Here is a 16,092-nt window from a genome sequence, read left to right on the forward strand (position 1 = left end):
GCCTAGCTCCCATGTTTCTTGAAGCCGCCATTGCCCTGCTGGCCCTGTTGCTGGCCCTGCTCTGCCGCCCCTGGCGCATGCTGGGCAGCCGAGCCGGCCCCGGCGGCATGCATGACCCGATACTGTCGCCTCTGATCACGCCGCTGCTGGCCATTCTGGTGCTGCTGCCCTGGGTCTGGGCGCTGCCTGCGCTGCACCAGATGCCGCTGCAGCTGCGCTGGTCTGGTGCACCGCTGGTCGTACTTTTGATAGGCTGGCCGCTTGCAGTACCCGTGCTGCTCTCGGTGGGCGCCATAGCTTTTGCACTGGCTCCTGGCTTGGGACTGGAGGAAGCCCTTGGCATGGTGGTCTGGCAAGGTCTGGTGCCGGCTACGCTGGCCATGCTCTGGGGTGTGGCAGTGCGCCGCTGGTGCTGGCACAACATTTTTGTATTCATTCTTTTGCGCGGCTTTTTGGGCACAGTTCTGTGTCTGTTTGTCGCATCTCTGGTCGGTCAATGGGCAGGCCATGTGCTGCCCAATGTCAACGAAGACCTCTCGCGCATGGCCCGCTGGCTCATGGCCTGGGCCGATGGCGTGACCACCGGCATGCTGACGGCGGTGTTCGTAGTCTTTCGCCCGCACTGGGTGGCCACCTGGTCGGATGCCATATATCTGCAGCCGCCTGGCAATCCTGAAAGCTGAGGCCGTCGAGGCGCATCAGCTCTGCCACTTCAGCTCTGCCACTTTCCCGGCAACTGCGCAAACCGCATCTTTCCCATCCGGCAAAACGCCAAGGCAACTGGCACAGGGCTTGCTCATCATCGGGCTATCGCACTGCAGCCATCACCAAGCTGGTGCATATCTTGAGAAAGAGAGGGATCGCATGCTGCTCCAACCCGTCCGCAATATCGCTAACCGCAAAATTCGCCATGCCGCTCATGCCATGGCTCGCCCCGCACTGGCCTGCGCCGTGGCGGCAGGCTTTGCCGCCACGGCGCAGGCACAGGACACCTATCCCGAGCGCGCGGTCAAGGTCATAGTCGCCCTGCCCGCCGGAGGCAGCGCCGACATGATTGCCCGAGTCGTGAGTCAAAAGCTGGCCAGCGAACTCAAGCAGCCTTTTGTGGTGGACAACCGCGCCGGTGCCTCGGGCCAGATCGGCACACCGGCCGTGGCACGCTCCGCCCCGGACGGCTATACGCTGATGGTCTCGCCGGCCTCATTCCTGACCACCAACAAGAGCATTTTCAAATCCCTTCCCTATGACCCCGAGACCGACTTCGCGCCCATCAGCAAGCTGGTGAATCAGCCCATGGTGCTGGTGGTCAAGGACAGGCAGAAATTCCCCAGTGTGGCTGCCGTGGTGGCGGCAGCCAAGGCTGCACCGGGCAAGCTGACCTTTGCCTCATCCGGCGACGGCAGCCCCCAGCACCTGGCCGCGCTGATGTTCGAGACGCGTACCCTGGCCAAGATGCTGCACGTGCCCTACAAAGGCGGCGCGCCAGCCGTCAACGACACGCTGGCGGGCAATGTGGACATGCTGTTTGCCGTGCTGCCTGAAGCCCTGCCTCATATCCAGGCCGGCAAGCTGCATGCCCTGGCGCTGATGGCGCCCAGGCGCGCGGCCATGCTGCCCAACACCCCGACCATGGCGGAAGGTGGTTTTGCCGACCTCAACCTCTCTGCCTGGGTCGGCCTGTTCGCCCCGGCCAAGACGCCGCAGCCCGTGATCGACAAGCTCAACCGCGCCGTGCGCCTTGCACTGGACAGCGAGATCAAGACCAAGCTGGGTGAAAACGGCATGGAAGTCGCGCCATCGACGCCCGAGCAGCTCAGGCAGACCGTGGCCCAGGACATCAGACTGCATGCAGAACTGGTCAAGGCCGCCGGCATTCAGCCGCAGTAGGCGCCGCCCCAAGCAGCACCAGGGGGCAGACTCCTGGGTGAATGGCCAGCCGAAGCCCGCCACAACAGCGGATAATGGCGGCCATCTTGAGGAATGGCGCAGACCCGATTTCCGCCATTCCCCTTTCTGCTACCCCCTCATTCGCACGACTCGCAATGACCGACGCCACCGAATTCGCTCCCGGCCTGATGATCCGCGGCTTTACCGCCCCCCAGAAGCTGGCGGACTACAAGCTCATCGCCTTTGATATGGACTCGACGCTGATCACCATCGAGTGCATCGACGAGATCGCCGACGCCACGGGCAAGAAGGCCGAAGTGGCAGCCATCACAGAAGCCACCATGCGCGGCGAAATCACCGACTTCAAGGACAGCCTGCGCCAGCGCGTGGGCAAACTGGTCGGAGTGACCGAGGCCGACATGGCCCGCGTTCTGGCCGAACGCCTGAAACTCTCGCAGGGTGCCGAGACGCTGGTCAGGGCCGCCAAGGCCGCCGGCCTGAAGGTGCTGCTGGTCTCCGGCGGCTTTACCTACTTTGCCGAGCATGTGCGCGGCCTGCTGGATATCGACTTTGTGCGCGCCAATGTGCTGGAGATCAAGGACGGTGCACTGACCGGCGGTCTGGTCGAGCAGGCCTGGGGCGATATCTGCGACGGCGCGGAAAAGCGCCGCACCTTGCTGGAAGTGGCCTCGCTGATCGGCATCGATGCCAGCCAGTGCATTGCCGTGGGCGATGGCAGCAACGACATTCCCATGATGCAGGCGGCCGGCCTGTCCGTGGCCTTCCACGCCAAGCCACGCGTGCGCAACGAGGCCAAGGTCGCCATCAACGAGGGCGGCCTAGATCGCCTGCTGGAAGTGCTCCGATAGGCTGGAACAGACCAGCCCAGCACCAAGCCGCGGTCCCTGCTCCCGGGGACCGCGGCTTTTTTGCGCCCGCTGCGGCGCGGCAATCCTCGGCAGCTTTGCTACAGTGCCATGCATCTTCCCCAACCCGGTCGAAAGGTCAGAGCATGAGCCAACTCAGAATCGCCGTCATCGTGGGCAGCCTCAGCAAGCAGTCCATCAACCGCCAGCTCGGCCAGGGCCTGGCCGCACTCATGCAGGGCAAGGCCGATTCCGAATTCATCGATATCAGCCGCCTGCCGCTCTACAACCGCGACTTCGACAACACCCCTGATTTCAAGCCCTTCGACGACCTCAAACCCCTGATTCGCGGCTGCAACGGCGTTCTGTTCGTGACGCCCGAATACAACCGCTCCATACCCGCATCGCTCAAGAACGTGCTCGACGGCCTGAGCCGTCCCTATGGCCAGTCCGTCTGGGCTGGGCTGCCGGCCGCCGTGATAGGCAGTTCGCCCGGCGCGGCCGCCACGGCCATGGCCCAGCAGCACCTGCGCAATGTGCTGGTGTCGCTGGACATGCCCACCCTGCCCCAGCCCGAGGGCTTTGTGCGCTGGTCCGACACGCTGCTCGACGCCGACGGCAAGATCGGCCAGGGCAGCCATGACTTCCTCGTCAAGTACATGACACGCTTTCTCGACTGGGTGCAGTTGCACCAGAAGCGCTAAACCAATCTTCCTCTGGCTCGATAGCTCGCCCCGCTCACGTTTCAGGCGCTGCGGGGCACTTCATGACTATTTCCCTGCATTGAAGACTGCTGGAACTTTTGCGCATGCAGAGTGTTCCTACAATAGCGTGCGGCCTCATACATCACACAACATCCGGCCGTCGGGGTCTGAGCCCTGTCCTTTTACGGACAGTTTCAGTTCAGCACCTTGAAAATCCAACCATTGACTTTAAATACCATAGCAAGCAAACCTGATGCGACAAGCGTCGCAAGGCTCGCTGGTTGTCTGCACCCTTGAAAAGCAGGCGGCCATCTATGACAACCATGACTGGAAACCAATTCGTGAAGACTTCGTACCGTGCTGCTGCCTCCGTGATTGCCATCGCCATCACATCGCTGACCGTGCCTTCCCTGGCTCAGGCCAAGCGCATGGGCAGCAGCAAGTCCGTTCGCCCTGCCAGCATCGGCAGCAAGGCGCCCGCTCAGCCCGCACCAGTGGCTCCTGCCGCCGCCGCACCCAAGGCTGCTGCACCTGCCACACCCGCAGCCCCCGCCGCTGCGGCAGCTCCTGCGGCTGCTCCCGCAGCAGCAGCGGCTCCTGCCGCTCGTGGCTCCGGCATGATGGGCACCATGGCAGGTGCTGCCGTTGGCGCAGTGGCCGGCACCATGGCTGGCAATGCCATTGCCGGCGCCATGGGTGGCGGCGACAAGGAAGCCGAAGCCAAGAAGGCCAAGGAAGAAGAGGCCAAGAAGGCTGAAGCGGAAGCCGCCGCTCTGCAAAAGAAGCTGGACGAAGCCAAGGCCAAGGCGGAAGCCGCACGCGCGGCCGCCAAGTAATCATCAGCCCGCAACCGGGCTTCAATACAGGCCGGCCAGGAATTCAGACCTGCCGACCTCATTCGAAAAGGGATGCGCTCTGCATCCCTTTTTTCATTCCTTTTTGCGAGCCTCCGGGTGTTTCCAGCCACCGTAAGCTGCCAGCTACGGTGCATTCCTGGCAACAGACAAGGTCTGCAACGCAGACCATACACGGCAGCAGGGCATGCCCAGGCCTGTGGACCCATGAGGCTGGCACACGGCCCCTGCCGATTACGCGAAGCTCGGCAAGACACCGAAGGACATGCACGCATCAAGCGTCATCCGCTCGGCACCTGGCGATGATGGGCCGCCAGATCCTTGTCACACGCGCCAGACCCAAGCCAGAGCCGCCGCACCAAGAATGCAGCCAGCAGCAGCAGGCCCAATGGGCGGCGGCGCTGACCAGGGCGACGGCGAGCAGCGCTCCTATCGACAGCCAACCCAGCCAGACCATGACTCCCACGGAAAAGCCCCAGGCGCTCAGACAGGGCATGACGGCCACCGCCAGCAGCAATGCTCCAGCGCAGCAGCCACGATCGAGCCCGAGAAATCTCCATGGCTCCCGTGAGCTGTTCATGATGACCCTCCATGGCAAAAGCCAGTGCCACCAAGCCGGCAAAGGCCAGCGCAAAAGCCAGCACCGAAGCTTGCAAGGCATTCATGCTCCCACCTCCATCTTGCCTGCAGGAACACGCCGCGCTGCATCGGCGCCGCGGCGCCTCAGATAAGCCCAGGCCCGGGCGGCAAGCAATCCCAGCGCCACGGCACACAACCCCACACCCGCACTCTCCCAGTCGCAGCGAGCAATCTGGGCCGGCAGGCTGTCCCCTAGCGTGATCCAGTTCAGCAGCGGCAGCAGCAGCAGCAGCAGACACAACAGCGCCAGCAGGCCTAGTTGCTCCTGCCATGCCACGGCGGGCGCACGCACCAGGGCATGCAGCAGCGCCAGACTCCAAAGCCCGAAAAACACCGCCAGCTCCCAACCCGCTCCATGGGACAGCCCGACGGGAACCAGGCGGTTGGCCCACAGATGGCCGATGCAGCCCAGACTCAGACCTGCGATGGCCTCAACATTGAGTCCTTCGACGAGCCGGTACACGCGCGCCGTGACGCTGCCGAACTCGCCAGCCTGCCGACCCAGATGCTTGCTGCGACACTTGACCATGAACAGGATGGCCCTTGTTGCCATCATGGCGCTGCCGACCAGCCCGCATAGGAAATACAGCCATTTGAGCGGCTGCCCTCCGAACCATCAACGCCAGACACTGCCTGAAAGCCTGGGCCATGTAATGCGTGACGTTGGTCAGCGATACGCCCAGCTGCGAGGCGATATCGTCGTACTTCATGTCCTCCAGCTGCGAAAGCAGAAAAGTGCGCCGTACCAGCGGCGGCAAAGCATCAATCAGATAAGCATGCGGCGACTTTATGCGCGGCGGCTCACGCACGCCCAGGATACGGACAAAAGTGTCTTGCGTCAGATCTGCTGCGTCAAAGGCATTGCCGACCTTTCGGCGCAACCAGCCCTGCAACCAACCGTGATGACCTGTGTAAAGCGCTGCGACTTCACGATGGGAGGCTGTTGCGACAACGGGCATGGTGCAATGGGAATAGATCTCAAACAGACCTCAAGCGATATCAATTCTCATTTCCGTTTTCCTCAATGCCTTCACTATTTCCGCATATGCTTCAGAGCCATCTTCTGCCGGAACGCATCGCCTTGTGCCCGCGACGAGCACGGAGAAAGCGATCGGCCCTGCACAATCACGCACCAGGAATACATCGGCGTCTGGAACCCCACTTCTGGCCATTCGCGCAGGCGGCGCCCCTCTCGGGCGAATGCTCGCAGCCACCTCCCGACACCTGTTGGATGATTGCAAGACTATTGCGCTGTTGAGCTCTGCGATGCTTTACTCGGCAGGTGGTTGATGCAAATGTCCGGAACCGAGCCGTTTCCGACCCAGGTTGGTATTCAAGGACCTCAAGAATCAAGATGACAAGCTTTCGCTCTCACAAGCTTTTGCATCGCATCGTGCTCGGCAACCTGCTGGTAGCGGCCTTGCTGTGCTTTGCCACGTGGCTTGGCGTGCATGCCAATCACCGCGCGGACATGGACCTGGGAGTAGCCGTCTCCAGGCATCAAGCGCGCAGCCTGAGCTTGGAGCTGGCTGCAGAGGTGCGACTGGTGGACAACGCTCTGTCATCGATTGCCAGTCGTTACCGCGCGCGCAGCCTTGACGGACTTGCCGCCGCCAACTTTGCCTTGTACGAAATGCTTCAGGAACAGCGTGCCCTGATTCCTTTTGTCACCGCCCTGCGCATCACAGACAGTGCTGGCGAGGTACTCATCACTCCCAGCGAAATTGATGTGCCGTTTTCAGTGGCGGAACGCGCCTATTTCGCTCAGGCCCGTGCAACGGACCGAATGGTGGTGTCCGAGCCTCTGATCAGCCACTCCTTCGGAAAATGGTCTATCGTGCTGGCAAGGCGTCTTCAGGCCGAGGGCGGCCAGTTCCAGGGCATCGTCTATGCCATTGTCGCGGCCGAACATTTTCACCAGCTATTCCAGCGCCAGTCGTTCGGCACCAGCAGCGCCATGGCATTGCGCACCGATCAGGCACTGCTGGTAGCGCGCTATCCGGCTGCAAGCCAGGATGCCGACGCGGGTATCGGCAAGGCCGCTGTCTCGTCCGAATATCACCAGGCCATCAGCCGCAACAACGAGGAAGGCTGGTACATCACACCGACCCTGATCGATGGCGTGGAGCGCATCACGGCCTACCATCGGCTGCCCGGATATCCTCTGACGGTGTTTACCGGGCTGGGTACGGAAGCCTATATGGCCATGTGGCGCGCCTCCGCCTGGCGTGCATGGGGTCTCGCCGGCTTGTGCATTGCCCTGATTGCTTTGGGTTCGGTAGCCCTGTACCGGCTGCAGCAGCGTGAACGCCGCATCCGCAAAGAGCAGGAGCTGGTCATCAACAATGACCTGATCGGCATGGCTCGCCTGCGCGAGCGCAAGATCGTCTGGACCAACCCCGCCATGCGCCGTCTGCTCAAGCAGCCAGCAGCTGCACTGCAGGGCGCATCCACGCGCATGCTTTACCCGGACGAAGCCTCCTACAGGCGTATCGGCGAAAAAGCCTATGGCTCTTTGCTGGCTCGGGGCAAATTTCACGCTCAGTTCCAGGTGCAGAATGCCGAGGGCAAGCTTTTGTGGGTGGATGCATCCGGCACACTGCTGAATGCCGAAGAGTCGCTGTGGATTCTGGTGGACATCGACGCCCTCAAACGAGGCGAACAAGCCGCCAATCACCTTGCCAACCACGACGCTCTGACGGGTCTGGCGAACCGCCGAGCACTTGAGGAAACGCTGAACCAGGAGCTGGCAGACGGCCAGATGCTTGCCGTGTGCTTCATGGACCTGGATGGTTTCAAACAGGTCAACGATACCCAGGGTCACGACGCAGGCGATGAGGTTTTACGTGTGGTAGCTGCCCGACTGACGGCCCAGGCCCGTGCCGGCGACTGCGTTGCCCGCCTGGGCGGCGATGAGTTCGTGGTGCTGCTATCGGGCTTGCACACTCCCGGTGAGGCCATGTCTGTCATGAAGCGCTGCATGGAAGCCGTGCGCCAGCCCATTGCACTGAATGGTGGAGCGATGGTGCAAGTCGGCAGCAGCATCGGTATCTCCATCAGCACCGCAGATAGTTCCTCGGCCAACCTGATGCAAAGTGCGGACGAGGCCATGTACTCGGCCAAACATGCAGGCAAGGGACGCATTGTTCAGCATTCGGACCTCTCGCAAGACTCCGAGGCTTGAGGCCGCCCCCTGCGACCAGCTGTATCTGCATATGTCCAGAGCCTAGGATCGACAACGCCTTCAGGACCAAAGCAGGGTATTTTGGAGACTCGCGGCCTGGCCGCAGTCAGCCAAGCCCAAGGGCCAGCCACCTGCTTCCGGCCAAAGGCAAGCTGCCAGGGCTTTTGCGGGCCCGCCTGTCTCATATTTCATCTGGCCAACCGCAGCCAGCCCTCTCTCTTGCCTATTCCTGTGCTCTTGGCGGCAGCCCTGCCGCCTTGCGAATGGGCTCCAGCAAACCGCTGAGTCCGTTGTGGTCAAGCTCCTGCATCAAGGCCAGCAACTGACCGATCTCGCCTTTGGGAAAGCCCTCGCGGGCAAACCAGTTGAGGTAGTTGCCGGGCAGATCGGCAATCAAACGGCCCTTGTACTTGCCATAAGGCATAGGCACGCGCACCAGGCGCTCCAGCATTTCGGGATTCATGGCAGTCAATCGGGATCAGATTTTGTATAAAAAACGACGCTCTTATAACCAAATAAGAAAAATGTCCTGCAGACGTCGGTACACGGCACTAGACTATGCACCTTAGTTCGCTGCGGTCCAGATGAGGCCCGGAATTTATTGCAACTTGCTGAAGAAGGTCAGAACCAATGTTGAAGAAAGCTCTCTCTGCTATCGCTATTGCCACTCTGGCGCTGTCGGCCCAGGCTGCTGACGTGCTCAAGGTGGGCGCCACGGCCGTTCCTCACGCCGAAATCCTCAATCACATCAAGCCCGCACTGAAGGCTCAAGGCATCGATCTGGAAATCAAGGAGTTCAGCGACTACGTGCAGCCCAATGCTGCCGTGGAAGACAAGCAGCTGGATGCCAACTTCTTCCAGCACCAGCCCTATCTGGACAGCTACAACAAGGACCGCAAGACCTCGCTGGTGGCCGTACCCAACGGCAAGGTTCATGTGGAGCCCTTCGGTGCCTACTCCAGCAAGATCAAGAACATCAAGGATCTGAAGAATGGCGCTACCGTGGCCATTCCCAACGACCCCTCCAACGGCGGCCGTGCACTGATTCTGCTGGCCAAGCATGGTCTGATCGAGCTCAAGGATCCCAAGAGCCTGACCCCCACTGCTCTGGACGTCGTCAAGAACCCCAAGAAGCTGAAGTTCAAGGAACTGGAAGCGCCTTTGCTGCCCCGCGCCCTGGCTGATGTCGACCTGGCCCTGATCAACACCAACTACGCAATCGAAGCCAAGCTCAACCCCACCAAGGATGCGCTGTTCATCGAAGGTGCCGATTCGCCCTACACCAATATCGTGGTGGCCCGCAAGGATCGCGCCAACGGCGCCGACATTGCCAAGCTGATGAGCGCTCTGCACTCTGCAGACACCAAGAAGTTTATTCAGGAAAAGTACAAGGGCGCCGTGGTTCCTGCGTTCTGATTCGCAAAGGCCTTAGAAACGTTGGCGCTCCCCTACTCGACAGGGGAGACTGTCGCGTTGCGAAGGGTACGGGTACAGGCTCCCGCTGTGGCCCCGGGGCCGGACAGAACCGGCCGCCGACCACACTTGACGACCTGACCCAGCAAAAAGCGCTGCTTCTGCAGCGCTTTTTTCTTTTGATTTGATAGCTTATAGCGCTTTACAGGCAAGGGCTTCAGGCAACTTCCAATTGAGATTTCTCAATGCGAGGGTGCAGGCACCGAGTGCCGCAAAACCGGTGTCTCGCCATCGCCGTTGACGCTTTCCAGATGCACGCCAAATCCCCAAAGGCGAGCCACATGCTTGAGCACCTCCTGTGCATCTTCTGCCAGTGGCCTGCCCTGGTACTGGGTATGCCGCAGAGTAAGACTGCGGTCGCCGCGCAGATTCACGCTCCAGGCCTGAATATTGGGTTCGCGCGTCCCCAGGTCGTATTGCTGAGACAGCAACTGGCGCAGCGTGCGGTAGCCATCTTCGTCGTGGATGGCACTGACCAGAACATCACGTTCGTCAGGGTCATCGTGCAGAGAGAACAAACGCATGTCGCGTATCAGGTGCGGGCTCAGAAACTGGCCGACAAAGCTCTCGTCCTTGTAGTTGCGCATGGCGTGGTGCAGCGCCGGCAGCCAGGGTGTGCCGGCCATGTCGGGAAACCAGCGGCGATCTTCCTCGGTCGGCTTTTCGCAGATCCGCCGAATATCACGGTACATGGCAAAGCCCAGCGCATAAGGATTGATGCCGCTGAAGGCCCGGTGGCCAGCCGGCGGCTGGTAGATCACATTGGTATGCGATGACAGCCACTCCAGCATCACGCCATCGGTCAGCCAGCCCTCGTCATACAGAGTGTTGAGCAATGTGTAATGCCAGAAGGTGGCCCAGCCCTCGTTCATCACCTGAGTCTGGCGCTGCGGATAGAAATACTGGGCGATCTTGCGCACGATGCGCACGATCTCTCGTTGCCAGGGTTCGAGCAAGGGAGCGTTCTTCTCGATGAAATAGAGGATGTTCTCTTCGGGCTCTCGGGGAAAGCGCTCGCTGCCTTGCGTCGTGCTGTCCTTGTCCTTGTCCCTTCGGGCTGGAAGCGTGCGCCACAGCACATTGACCTGTTGCTGCACATAGGCTTCACGCGCCTCTCTCTCGGCGCGCTCGCGCGACAGGCTTTTATGCGAGGGACGGCAATAGCGATCCACACCAAAGTTCGACAACGCATGGCAGGAATCCAGCAACTGCTCCACGGTGTCGAAGCCATAGCGTTCCTCGCATTGCGCCACATAGTCGCGCGCATAGACGAGATAGTCGATGATGCTGCCCGCGTCGGACCACATGCGAAACAGATAATTGTTCTTGAAAAAGCTGTTGTGCCCATAGGCCGCATGCGCAATCACCAGGGCCTGCATGGCCGTGCTGTTCTCCTCCATCAGATAGCTGATGCAAGGGTTGGCATTGATGACGATCTCATAGGCCAGTCCCATATGACCTCGTCGGTAGCGGCGCTCCGTGGCCAGAAACTCCTTGCCATAGCTCCAGTGCCGGTAATTGACCGGCATGCCCACGCTGGAATAGGCATCCATCATCTGCTCGGCCGTGATGATCTCCAACTGATTCGGATAGGTATCCAGACCGTAGCGCTCAGCCGTGGCCGCAATCGCCGCGTGATACTGTTCGATCAGCTCGAAAGTCCAGTCGCTGGGGTCGGGCAAGGGAGACGCCGGTCGCAGGGACGCCATCAAAGGCGCCTGCGGCACATCGCGAAAGCGCGGCTCCCCCTGGGCATGCGAATTTCCGGCCTTTCTGCTGGCGCTGAGATCCAGCACGGGATAGAGATTGAGGTTCATATCGATACCCCATCCTTCTTGAAGAGATCGCGGAACACCGGGTAGATCTCGTTGGCTGCCGATACCTTGCGCATGGCGAAATGGGGGAACAGCGGCAGCAGGCGGCTGTACTCTTCCCAGAGACTCTGCTCCTCGAGCACCACTTGCAGGTAAGCGTAGTAGCGCACCAGCGGCAATATTCTTTCGGCCAGAAGGCTGTGGCATTTGCCGCCGTCGTCGCTGAAGTTGTCGCCATCGCTGGCCTGGGCGACATAGATATTCCAGTCGTTGACCGGGTAGCGGGCCCTGATGATCTGTTCGAGCAGGACCAGCGCGCTGCTGACTACCGTGCCGCCGCTTTCCGTGGAGTGAAAGAACTCGTCTTCGCTGACTTCTGCGGCCTGGGTGTGGTGGCGGATGAAAACAATCTCGATCTTGTCGTAATGCCTTGTGAGAAACAGATACAGCAGGATGAAAAAGCGCTTGGCCAGCTCCTTTCGCTCCTGATCCATGGAGCCGGACACGTCCATCACGCAGAACATCACGGCCTGGCTGCTGGGAACGGGCACCTTGCTGCGATTGCGAAAGCGCAGATCCAGTTGCTCCAGGAAAGGCACTGCGCCGATACGCTCACGCAAGGTATCGATACGGCGTTGCAACTCGGCTACTGACTCACTGGTGCCGTCGTCCTGCGCCAGCAGAGCTTCAAGCTGTTCTTCCAGTACCTTGAGCTCACGGTGTGAAGCTTTGGTCAGCGCAATGCGCCGCCCCAGGGCGCCGCGCATGGTGCGCACCAGCGCCAGATTGCTGGGCGTGCCGTCATGGCTGTAGCCGGCGCGCCTTGTCTTGTATTGCAAGGTGTTGCCGATGTGGTTGCGCAGCAGGCGCGGCAGCGCCAGATCTTCAAAGAAAAGCTCCATGAACTCTTCCTTGGTCAAGGTGAAAGTGAAGTCATCCTGCCCCTCACCGCTATCGCTGGCCTGCGACCCCGAACCGCCGCCCCCACCAGGCGGGCGGGCAATGCGATCACCGCGCACATGCTCGCGATTGCCGGGCAGCACCATATCGCGGATACCACCCTGACCATGCCTGAAGACCGGCTCCTGAATGTCTTTTTTCGGAATGGTGATGCTTTCCGCCTGATCGATATGGCGGATGTCGCGCGCAGACACGGCTTTGCGCACCGCCTCCGCGATCTGCTCTTTGAAACGCCGCACAAACCGCTCGCGGTTACCCACTGATTTATTCTTGCCTGCGAGCCTGCGGTCGATGATATGCAGTGCCATCTGTGCTCCCATCTCCAGGGGCTGTTCTCAACTCAACCGTCCTGTCGGTGGCCGCGCCGGGCCACCGACACCGCTGTCAGCTGCTCTTGCGCACGCGCAGATACCACTCGCAAAGCAGACGCACTTGCTTGGGCGTATAGCCCTTGGCTTCCATGCGAGTGACGAAGTCCTCATGCTTGCGCGCATCTTCGGCACTGGCCTTTGCGTTGAAGCTGATGACCGGCAACAACTCCTCGGTGTTGGAGAACATCTTCTTCTCGATCACCACGCGCAGCTTCTCGTAACTGGTCCAGCTGGGGTTCTTGCCCTGGTTGTTGGCCCTGGCCCGCAGCACGAAGTTGACGATCTCGTTGCGAAAGTCCTTGGGGTTCGCAATGCCGGCCGGCTTTTCCACCTTCTCCAGCTCGGCATTGAGCGCATTGCGATCAAACACCTCGCCGGTATCGGTGTCGCGGTATTCGCTGTCCTGAATCCAGTAATCGGCGTAGGTGACGTAGCGGTCAAAGATATTCTGACCGTACTCGCTATAGCTCTCCAGATAGGCAGTCTGGATTTCCTTGCCGATGAACTCGGCATAGCGCTGGGACAGATATTCCTTGATGAAACCTATGTACTTGGTCTCCAGTTCAGCCGGAAATTGCTCACGCTCAATCTGCCGCTCCAGCACATACATCAGGTGCACGGGGTTGGCCGCCACTTCGGTGCTGTCGTAATTGAAGACCTTGGCCAGTATCTTGAAGGCAAAGCGGGTGGAGATGCCTTCCATGCCCTCGTCCACGCCCGCGTAGTCACGGTATTCCTGATAGCTCTTGGCGCGCGGATCAGTGTCCTTGAGACTTTCGCCATCATAGACCTGCATCTTGCTGAAGATGCTGGAGTTCTCTGGCTCCTTGAGGCGCGTGAGCACGGAGAACTGCGCCATCATCTTGAGCGTGCCAGGCGCGCAGATGGCGTTGGCCAGCGAAGACTCCCGGATCAGCTTCTCGTAGATGCGGACCTCCTCGCTCACGCGCAGGCAGTAAGGCACCTTGACAATGTAGATACGATCGAGAAACGCCTCGTTGTTGCGGTTGTTGCGAAACGCCTTCCATTCGCTTTCATTGCTGTGCGCCAGCACCACGCCGTCAAACGGAATCGCGCCAAAGCCTTCCGTGCCCTTGTAATTGCCTTCCTGCGTGGCCGTCAGCAAGGGGTGCAGCACCTTGATCGGAGCCTTGAACATTTCCACGAACTCCAGCAGACCCTGATTGGCCAGGCACAGGCCGCCGGAGTAGCTGTAGGCGTCGGTGTCGTCTTGCGAAAAGTTTTCCAGCTTGCGGATGTCCACCTTGCCCACCAGGCTGGAAATATCCTGGTTGTTCTCATCGCCGGGCTCGGTCTTGGCAATGCCTATCTGCTTGAGAATGCTGGGGTAGCGTTTGACCACTCGGAACTGGCGAATGTCTCCGCCGAACTCCTCCAGCCGCTTCACGGCCCAGGGCGAGAGCACATGCTGCAGACTGCGACGCGGAATGCCGAACTCATCTTCCAGCACCGGACCGTCTTCCACGGGGTCGAACAAACCCAGCGGCGACTCGTTCACAGGCGATCCCTTGAGCGCGTAGAACGGTGCCTTTTGCATCAGGTATTTGAGACGCTCTGCAATCGAGCTCTTACCGCCGCCCACCGGTCCCAGCAGATAGAGAATCTGTTTGCGTTCCTCCAGACCCTGGGCCGCATGACGAAAGAAGCTCACCACCTGCTCGATGGCATCTTCCATGCCGTAGAACTCAGAGAATGCGGGATAGCGACGAATGACCTTGTTGGCAAACAGACGCGACAGCACGGGATCGTTGCGGGTATCCACCATTTCGGGTTCGCCGATGACGGACAGCATGCGCTGTGAGGCTCCGGCGTAGGCCATGGGATCACGCTGGCAAAGGCTAAGGTACTCGTCCAGCGACATTTCTTCTTCACGCAGGCGAACGTAGCGTGCTGCGGAATTGCTGATGACATCCATATGACCTCCCGTGGCGGCACCAGGGCTCGAATCAGTGCCGCAAAGTTGCAAGGCATTCGTTACCGTGTGCGTCCGTTGTAGCACCTCGCTCCTAATTTGAATAGACCGAGATTCCTACAAATACGCAGTAGCCACGACAGCCAAAACCGCAAACCGGATAGCGCAAAAATCGGTCAAAAAATATGACTCGAAATGAGCATAGAAGCCTGTCCTCATGGAAGCAATAAAGCCCCCTATCTATCTGCCATCATTCAAGATTTCGACGACTCGAAAAACTGATCGGAACATCGCTTTACAGGCAATCTGGGTGGCAACAAAAAACGCTGCACAAGCAGCGTTTCGAACTATTGCAGCTACAGAAAACAGAGCTTGCTGCTTAAATTCCAAGGGTTATTCACTAGAAATATTTCGGCAAAGCATTGATGAGCAAGCGCTAGCAGCATCTCTTTTCATAGCATGGGTATTCATCCGGAAGTGGCTGCCGAAGCATCCACCACGGGCGATTTGGTACCTGCGCGCGTCACGGCGCTGCCCATGGCCGCAGCCATGATGCAGGCAATGGCGGTCCACTGCGTGGCCGTCAGGTTCTCGCTGAGCAGCAGCATGCCCATCAGTGCTGCAATGGCCGGCTCGGTCGCCAGCGCGATGCCGAAGGTGGCAGGCGGCAGACGGCGCAGAGCCAGCATTTCCAGTGAGTAAGGCAAGGCACTGGAGATGGCCGCCACCATCAGCCCGAACAGCAGAATCGACGGCGTCAGCAACTTGACTCCAGCCTCTGCCACACCAAACGGCACCACCACCAACGCCGCGCACAGCAAGCCCAGGGAGACGGCCTGGCCGCTGGGGATATGGCCCAGCCTGCGCCCCAGCACGATGTAGGAGGCCCAGCAGATGGCGGCTCCGAGTGCGCAGGCAATACCCACCGGGGACAGGTGGAGGCCCGAAGCACTGCCACCCAGAGGAAGAATCAAGGCCAGGCCGACAACCGCCAGCGCCAGCCAGATGAAGTCCAGCGCGCGGCGTGAGTAGTAGATGGCCACGGCCAGCGGTCCTGAAAACTCGATGGCCACGGCCAGGCCAAACGGAATATCGCGCAGCGCCATGTAGAACATCAGATTCATGCCGCCCAGTGCCATGCCGAAAACCAGCAGAGCCAGTACCTGCTGACGGTTGAGCGACCAGCGCCAGGGCCGCCAGACGCACACCAGAATCAACGCGGCAAAACCCACTCGCAGTGCCGATGTACCCTGGGCACCAATCAAGGGAAACAGCTGCTTGGCCAGCGAAGTCCCCAACCCGAGTGCAGTGACCGAGCCCAATACGGCCAACACGGGCCACCAATGATTCCAGCTGTTTTTTGACATAGGTGGGTACGATATTGCATGTCACCCGCGAAATTTGCTC

General features: G+C 60.2%; 12 protein-coding genes and 3 pseudogenes. 7 read left to right on the forward strand and 8 right to left on the reverse strand.

What is annotated here, in order from left to right:
• The first annotated feature begins 11 nt into the window (after window positions 1-11).
• The 5 genes from Cth01_RS09365 to Cth01_RS09385 all read left to right on the forward strand — a co-directional run bounded on the left by Cth01_RS09365 (window position 12) and on the right by Cth01_RS09385 (window position 4,293).
• A complete protein-coding gene (locus tag Cth01_RS09365) occupies window positions 12-683 on the forward strand; it encodes a hypothetical protein (RefSeq protein ID WP_034407906.1) in 672 nt (223 codons plus the stop codon).
• Between the two features lie 181 nt (window positions 684-864).
• Entirely contained in the window at window positions 865-1,887 is a 1,023-nt protein-coding gene (locus Cth01_RS09370; protein ID WP_045839018.1) for a Bug family tripartite tricarboxylate transporter substrate binding protein, read from the forward strand.
• A gap of 155 nt (window positions 1,888-2,042) precedes the next feature.
• Window positions 2,043-2,756, forward strand: a complete 714-nt coding sequence (serB, locus tag Cth01_RS09375) for a phosphoserine phosphatase SerB (RefSeq protein ID WP_034351911.1) — start codon at window positions 2,043-2,045, stop codon at window positions 2,754-2,756.
• A 143-nt stretch (window positions 2,757-2,899) separates the two neighbouring features.
• Window positions 2,900-3,457: an NADPH-dependent FMN reductase gene (locus tag Cth01_RS09380; RefSeq protein ID WP_045839019.1), complete on the forward strand. Its 558-nt coding sequence runs from the start codon at window positions 2,900-2,902 to the stop codon at window positions 3,455-3,457.
• Window positions 3,458-3,771: 314 nt separating this feature from the next.
• Entirely contained in the window at window positions 3,772-4,293 is a 522-nt protein-coding gene (locus tag Cth01_RS09385) for a hypothetical protein (protein WP_045839020.1), read from the forward strand.
• A gap of 292 nt (window positions 4,294-4,585) precedes the next feature.
• On the opposite strand, the pseudogene Cth01_RS24500 reads toward Cth01_RS09385, so the two are convergent.
• The 3 pseudogenes from Cth01_RS24500 to Cth01_RS09400 form a co-directional block, all read right to left on the reverse strand.
• Window positions 4,586-4,976 (reverse strand): annotated as a pseudogene (locus Cth01_RS24500) (DUF3325 domain-containing protein).
• A pseudogene (locus tag Cth01_RS09395) lies at window positions 4,973-5,563 on the reverse strand (PepSY domain-containing protein); the annotation flags it as partial. The pseudogenes Cth01_RS09395 and Cth01_RS24500, both read right to left, overlap by 4 nt.
• Before the next feature lies 1 nt (window position 5,564).
• Window positions 5,565-5,909, reverse strand: a pseudogene (locus tag Cth01_RS09400) (sigma factor-like helix-turn-helix DNA-binding protein); the annotation flags it as partial.
• A gap of 395 nt (window positions 5,910-6,304) precedes the next feature.
• Between Cth01_RS09400 and Cth01_RS09405 the strand changes: the two are divergent.
• Window positions 6,305-8,134: a sensor domain-containing diguanylate cyclase gene (locus Cth01_RS09405; RefSeq protein ID WP_045839021.1), complete on the forward strand. Its 1,830-nt coding sequence runs from the start codon at window positions 6,305-6,307 to the stop codon at window positions 8,132-8,134.
• Between the two features lie 223 nt (window positions 8,135-8,357).
• On the opposite strand, the gene Cth01_RS09410 is transcribed toward Cth01_RS09405, so the two are convergent.
• On the reverse strand, window positions 8,358-8,597 hold the full coding sequence (locus Cth01_RS09410; protein WP_012838051.1) for a DUF3820 family protein: 240 nt from the start codon (window positions 8,595-8,597) through the stop codon (window positions 8,358-8,360).
• Between the two features lie 167 nt (window positions 8,598-8,764).
• Between Cth01_RS09410 and Cth01_RS09415 the strand changes: the two genes are divergently transcribed.
• Entirely contained in the window at window positions 8,765-9,550 is a 786-nt protein-coding gene (locus Cth01_RS09415) for a MetQ/NlpA family ABC transporter substrate-binding protein (RefSeq protein WP_003055852.1), read from the forward strand.
• 239 nt (window positions 9,551-9,789) lie between these two features.
• Here Cth01_RS09415 and Cth01_RS09420 read toward each other — a convergent pair whose 3' ends face one another.
• From Cth01_RS09420 to Cth01_RS09435, 4 genes are all read right to left on the reverse strand, one after another.
• Window positions 9,790-11,424, reverse strand: a complete 1,635-nt coding sequence (locus Cth01_RS09420) for a SpoVR family protein (protein ID WP_045839022.1) — start codon at window positions 11,422-11,424, stop codon at window positions 9,790-9,792.
• Complete coding sequence (locus Cth01_RS09425) at window positions 11,421-12,689, reverse strand: YeaH/YhbH family protein (RefSeq protein ID WP_034352205.1); 1,269 nt, start codon at window positions 12,687-12,689, stop codon at window positions 11,421-11,423. The genes Cth01_RS09420 and Cth01_RS09425 overlap by 4 nt, the downstream gene beginning before the upstream one ends.
• Window positions 12,690-12,765: 76 nt before the next feature.
• On the reverse strand, window positions 12,766-14,688 hold the full coding sequence (locus Cth01_RS09430; RefSeq protein ID WP_003062956.1) for a PrkA family serine protein kinase: 1,923 nt from the start codon (window positions 14,686-14,688) through the stop codon (window positions 12,766-12,768).
• A gap of 464 nt (window positions 14,689-15,152) precedes the next feature.
• Window positions 15,153-16,052 (reverse strand): EamA family transporter, encoded by a 900-nt coding sequence (locus tag Cth01_RS09435; protein WP_045839023.1) that lies wholly within the window; start codon window positions 16,050-16,052, stop codon window positions 15,153-15,155.
• Window positions 16,053-16,092 lie beyond the last annotated feature (40 nt).

This window comes from Comamonas thiooxydans, assembly GCF_000964545.1.
In the GTDB taxonomy this organism is placed as follows: Bacteria; Pseudomonadota; Gammaproteobacteria; order Burkholderiales; family Burkholderiaceae_C; genus Comamonas; species Comamonas thiooxydans.

Bases quoted from the DNA above. Each gene is read 5' to 3' on its own strand.
- Cth01_RS09365 (WP_034407906.1), top strand. From the start codon at position 12: ATGTTTCTTGAAGCCGCCATTGCCCTGCTGGCCCTGTTGCTGGCCCTG.
- Cth01_RS09370 (WP_045839018.1), top strand. From the start codon at position 865: ATGCTGCTCCAACCCGTCCGCAATATCGCTAACCGCAAAATTCGCCAT.
- serB (WP_034351911.1), top strand. From the start codon at position 2,043: ATGACCGACGCCACCGAATTCGCTCCCGGCCTGATGATCCGCGGCTTT.
- Cth01_RS09380 (WP_045839019.1), top strand. From the start codon at position 2,900: ATGAGCCAACTCAGAATCGCCGTCATCGTGGGCAGCCTCAGCAAGCAG.
- Cth01_RS09385 (WP_045839020.1), top strand. From the start codon at position 3,772: ATGACAACCATGACTGGAAACCAATTCGTGAAGACTTCGTACCGTGCT.
- Cth01_RS09405 (WP_045839021.1), top strand. From the start codon at position 6,305: ATGACAAGCTTTCGCTCTCACAAGCTTTTGCATCGCATCGTGCTCGGC.
- Cth01_RS09410 (WP_012838051.1), bottom strand. From the start codon at position 8,597: ATGAATCCCGAAATGCTGGAGCGCCTGGTGCGCGTGCCTATGCCTTAT.
- Cth01_RS09415 (WP_003055852.1), top strand. From the start codon at position 8,765: ATGTTGAAGAAAGCTCTCTCTGCTATCGCTATTGCCACTCTGGCGCTG.
- Cth01_RS09420 (WP_045839022.1), bottom strand. From the start codon at position 11,424: ATGAACCTCAATCTCTATCCCGTGCTGGATCTCAGCGCCAGCAGAAAG.
- Cth01_RS09425 (WP_034352205.1), bottom strand. From the start codon at position 12,689: ATGGCACTGCATATCATCGACCGCAGGCTCGCAGGCAAGAATAAATCA.
- Cth01_RS09430 (WP_003062956.1), bottom strand. From the start codon at position 14,688: ATGGATGTCATCAGCAATTCCGCAGCACGCTACGTTCGCCTGCGTGAA.
- Cth01_RS09435 (WP_045839023.1), bottom strand. From the start codon at position 16,052: ATGTCAAAAAACAGCTGGAATCATTGGTGGCCCGTGTTGGCCGTATTG.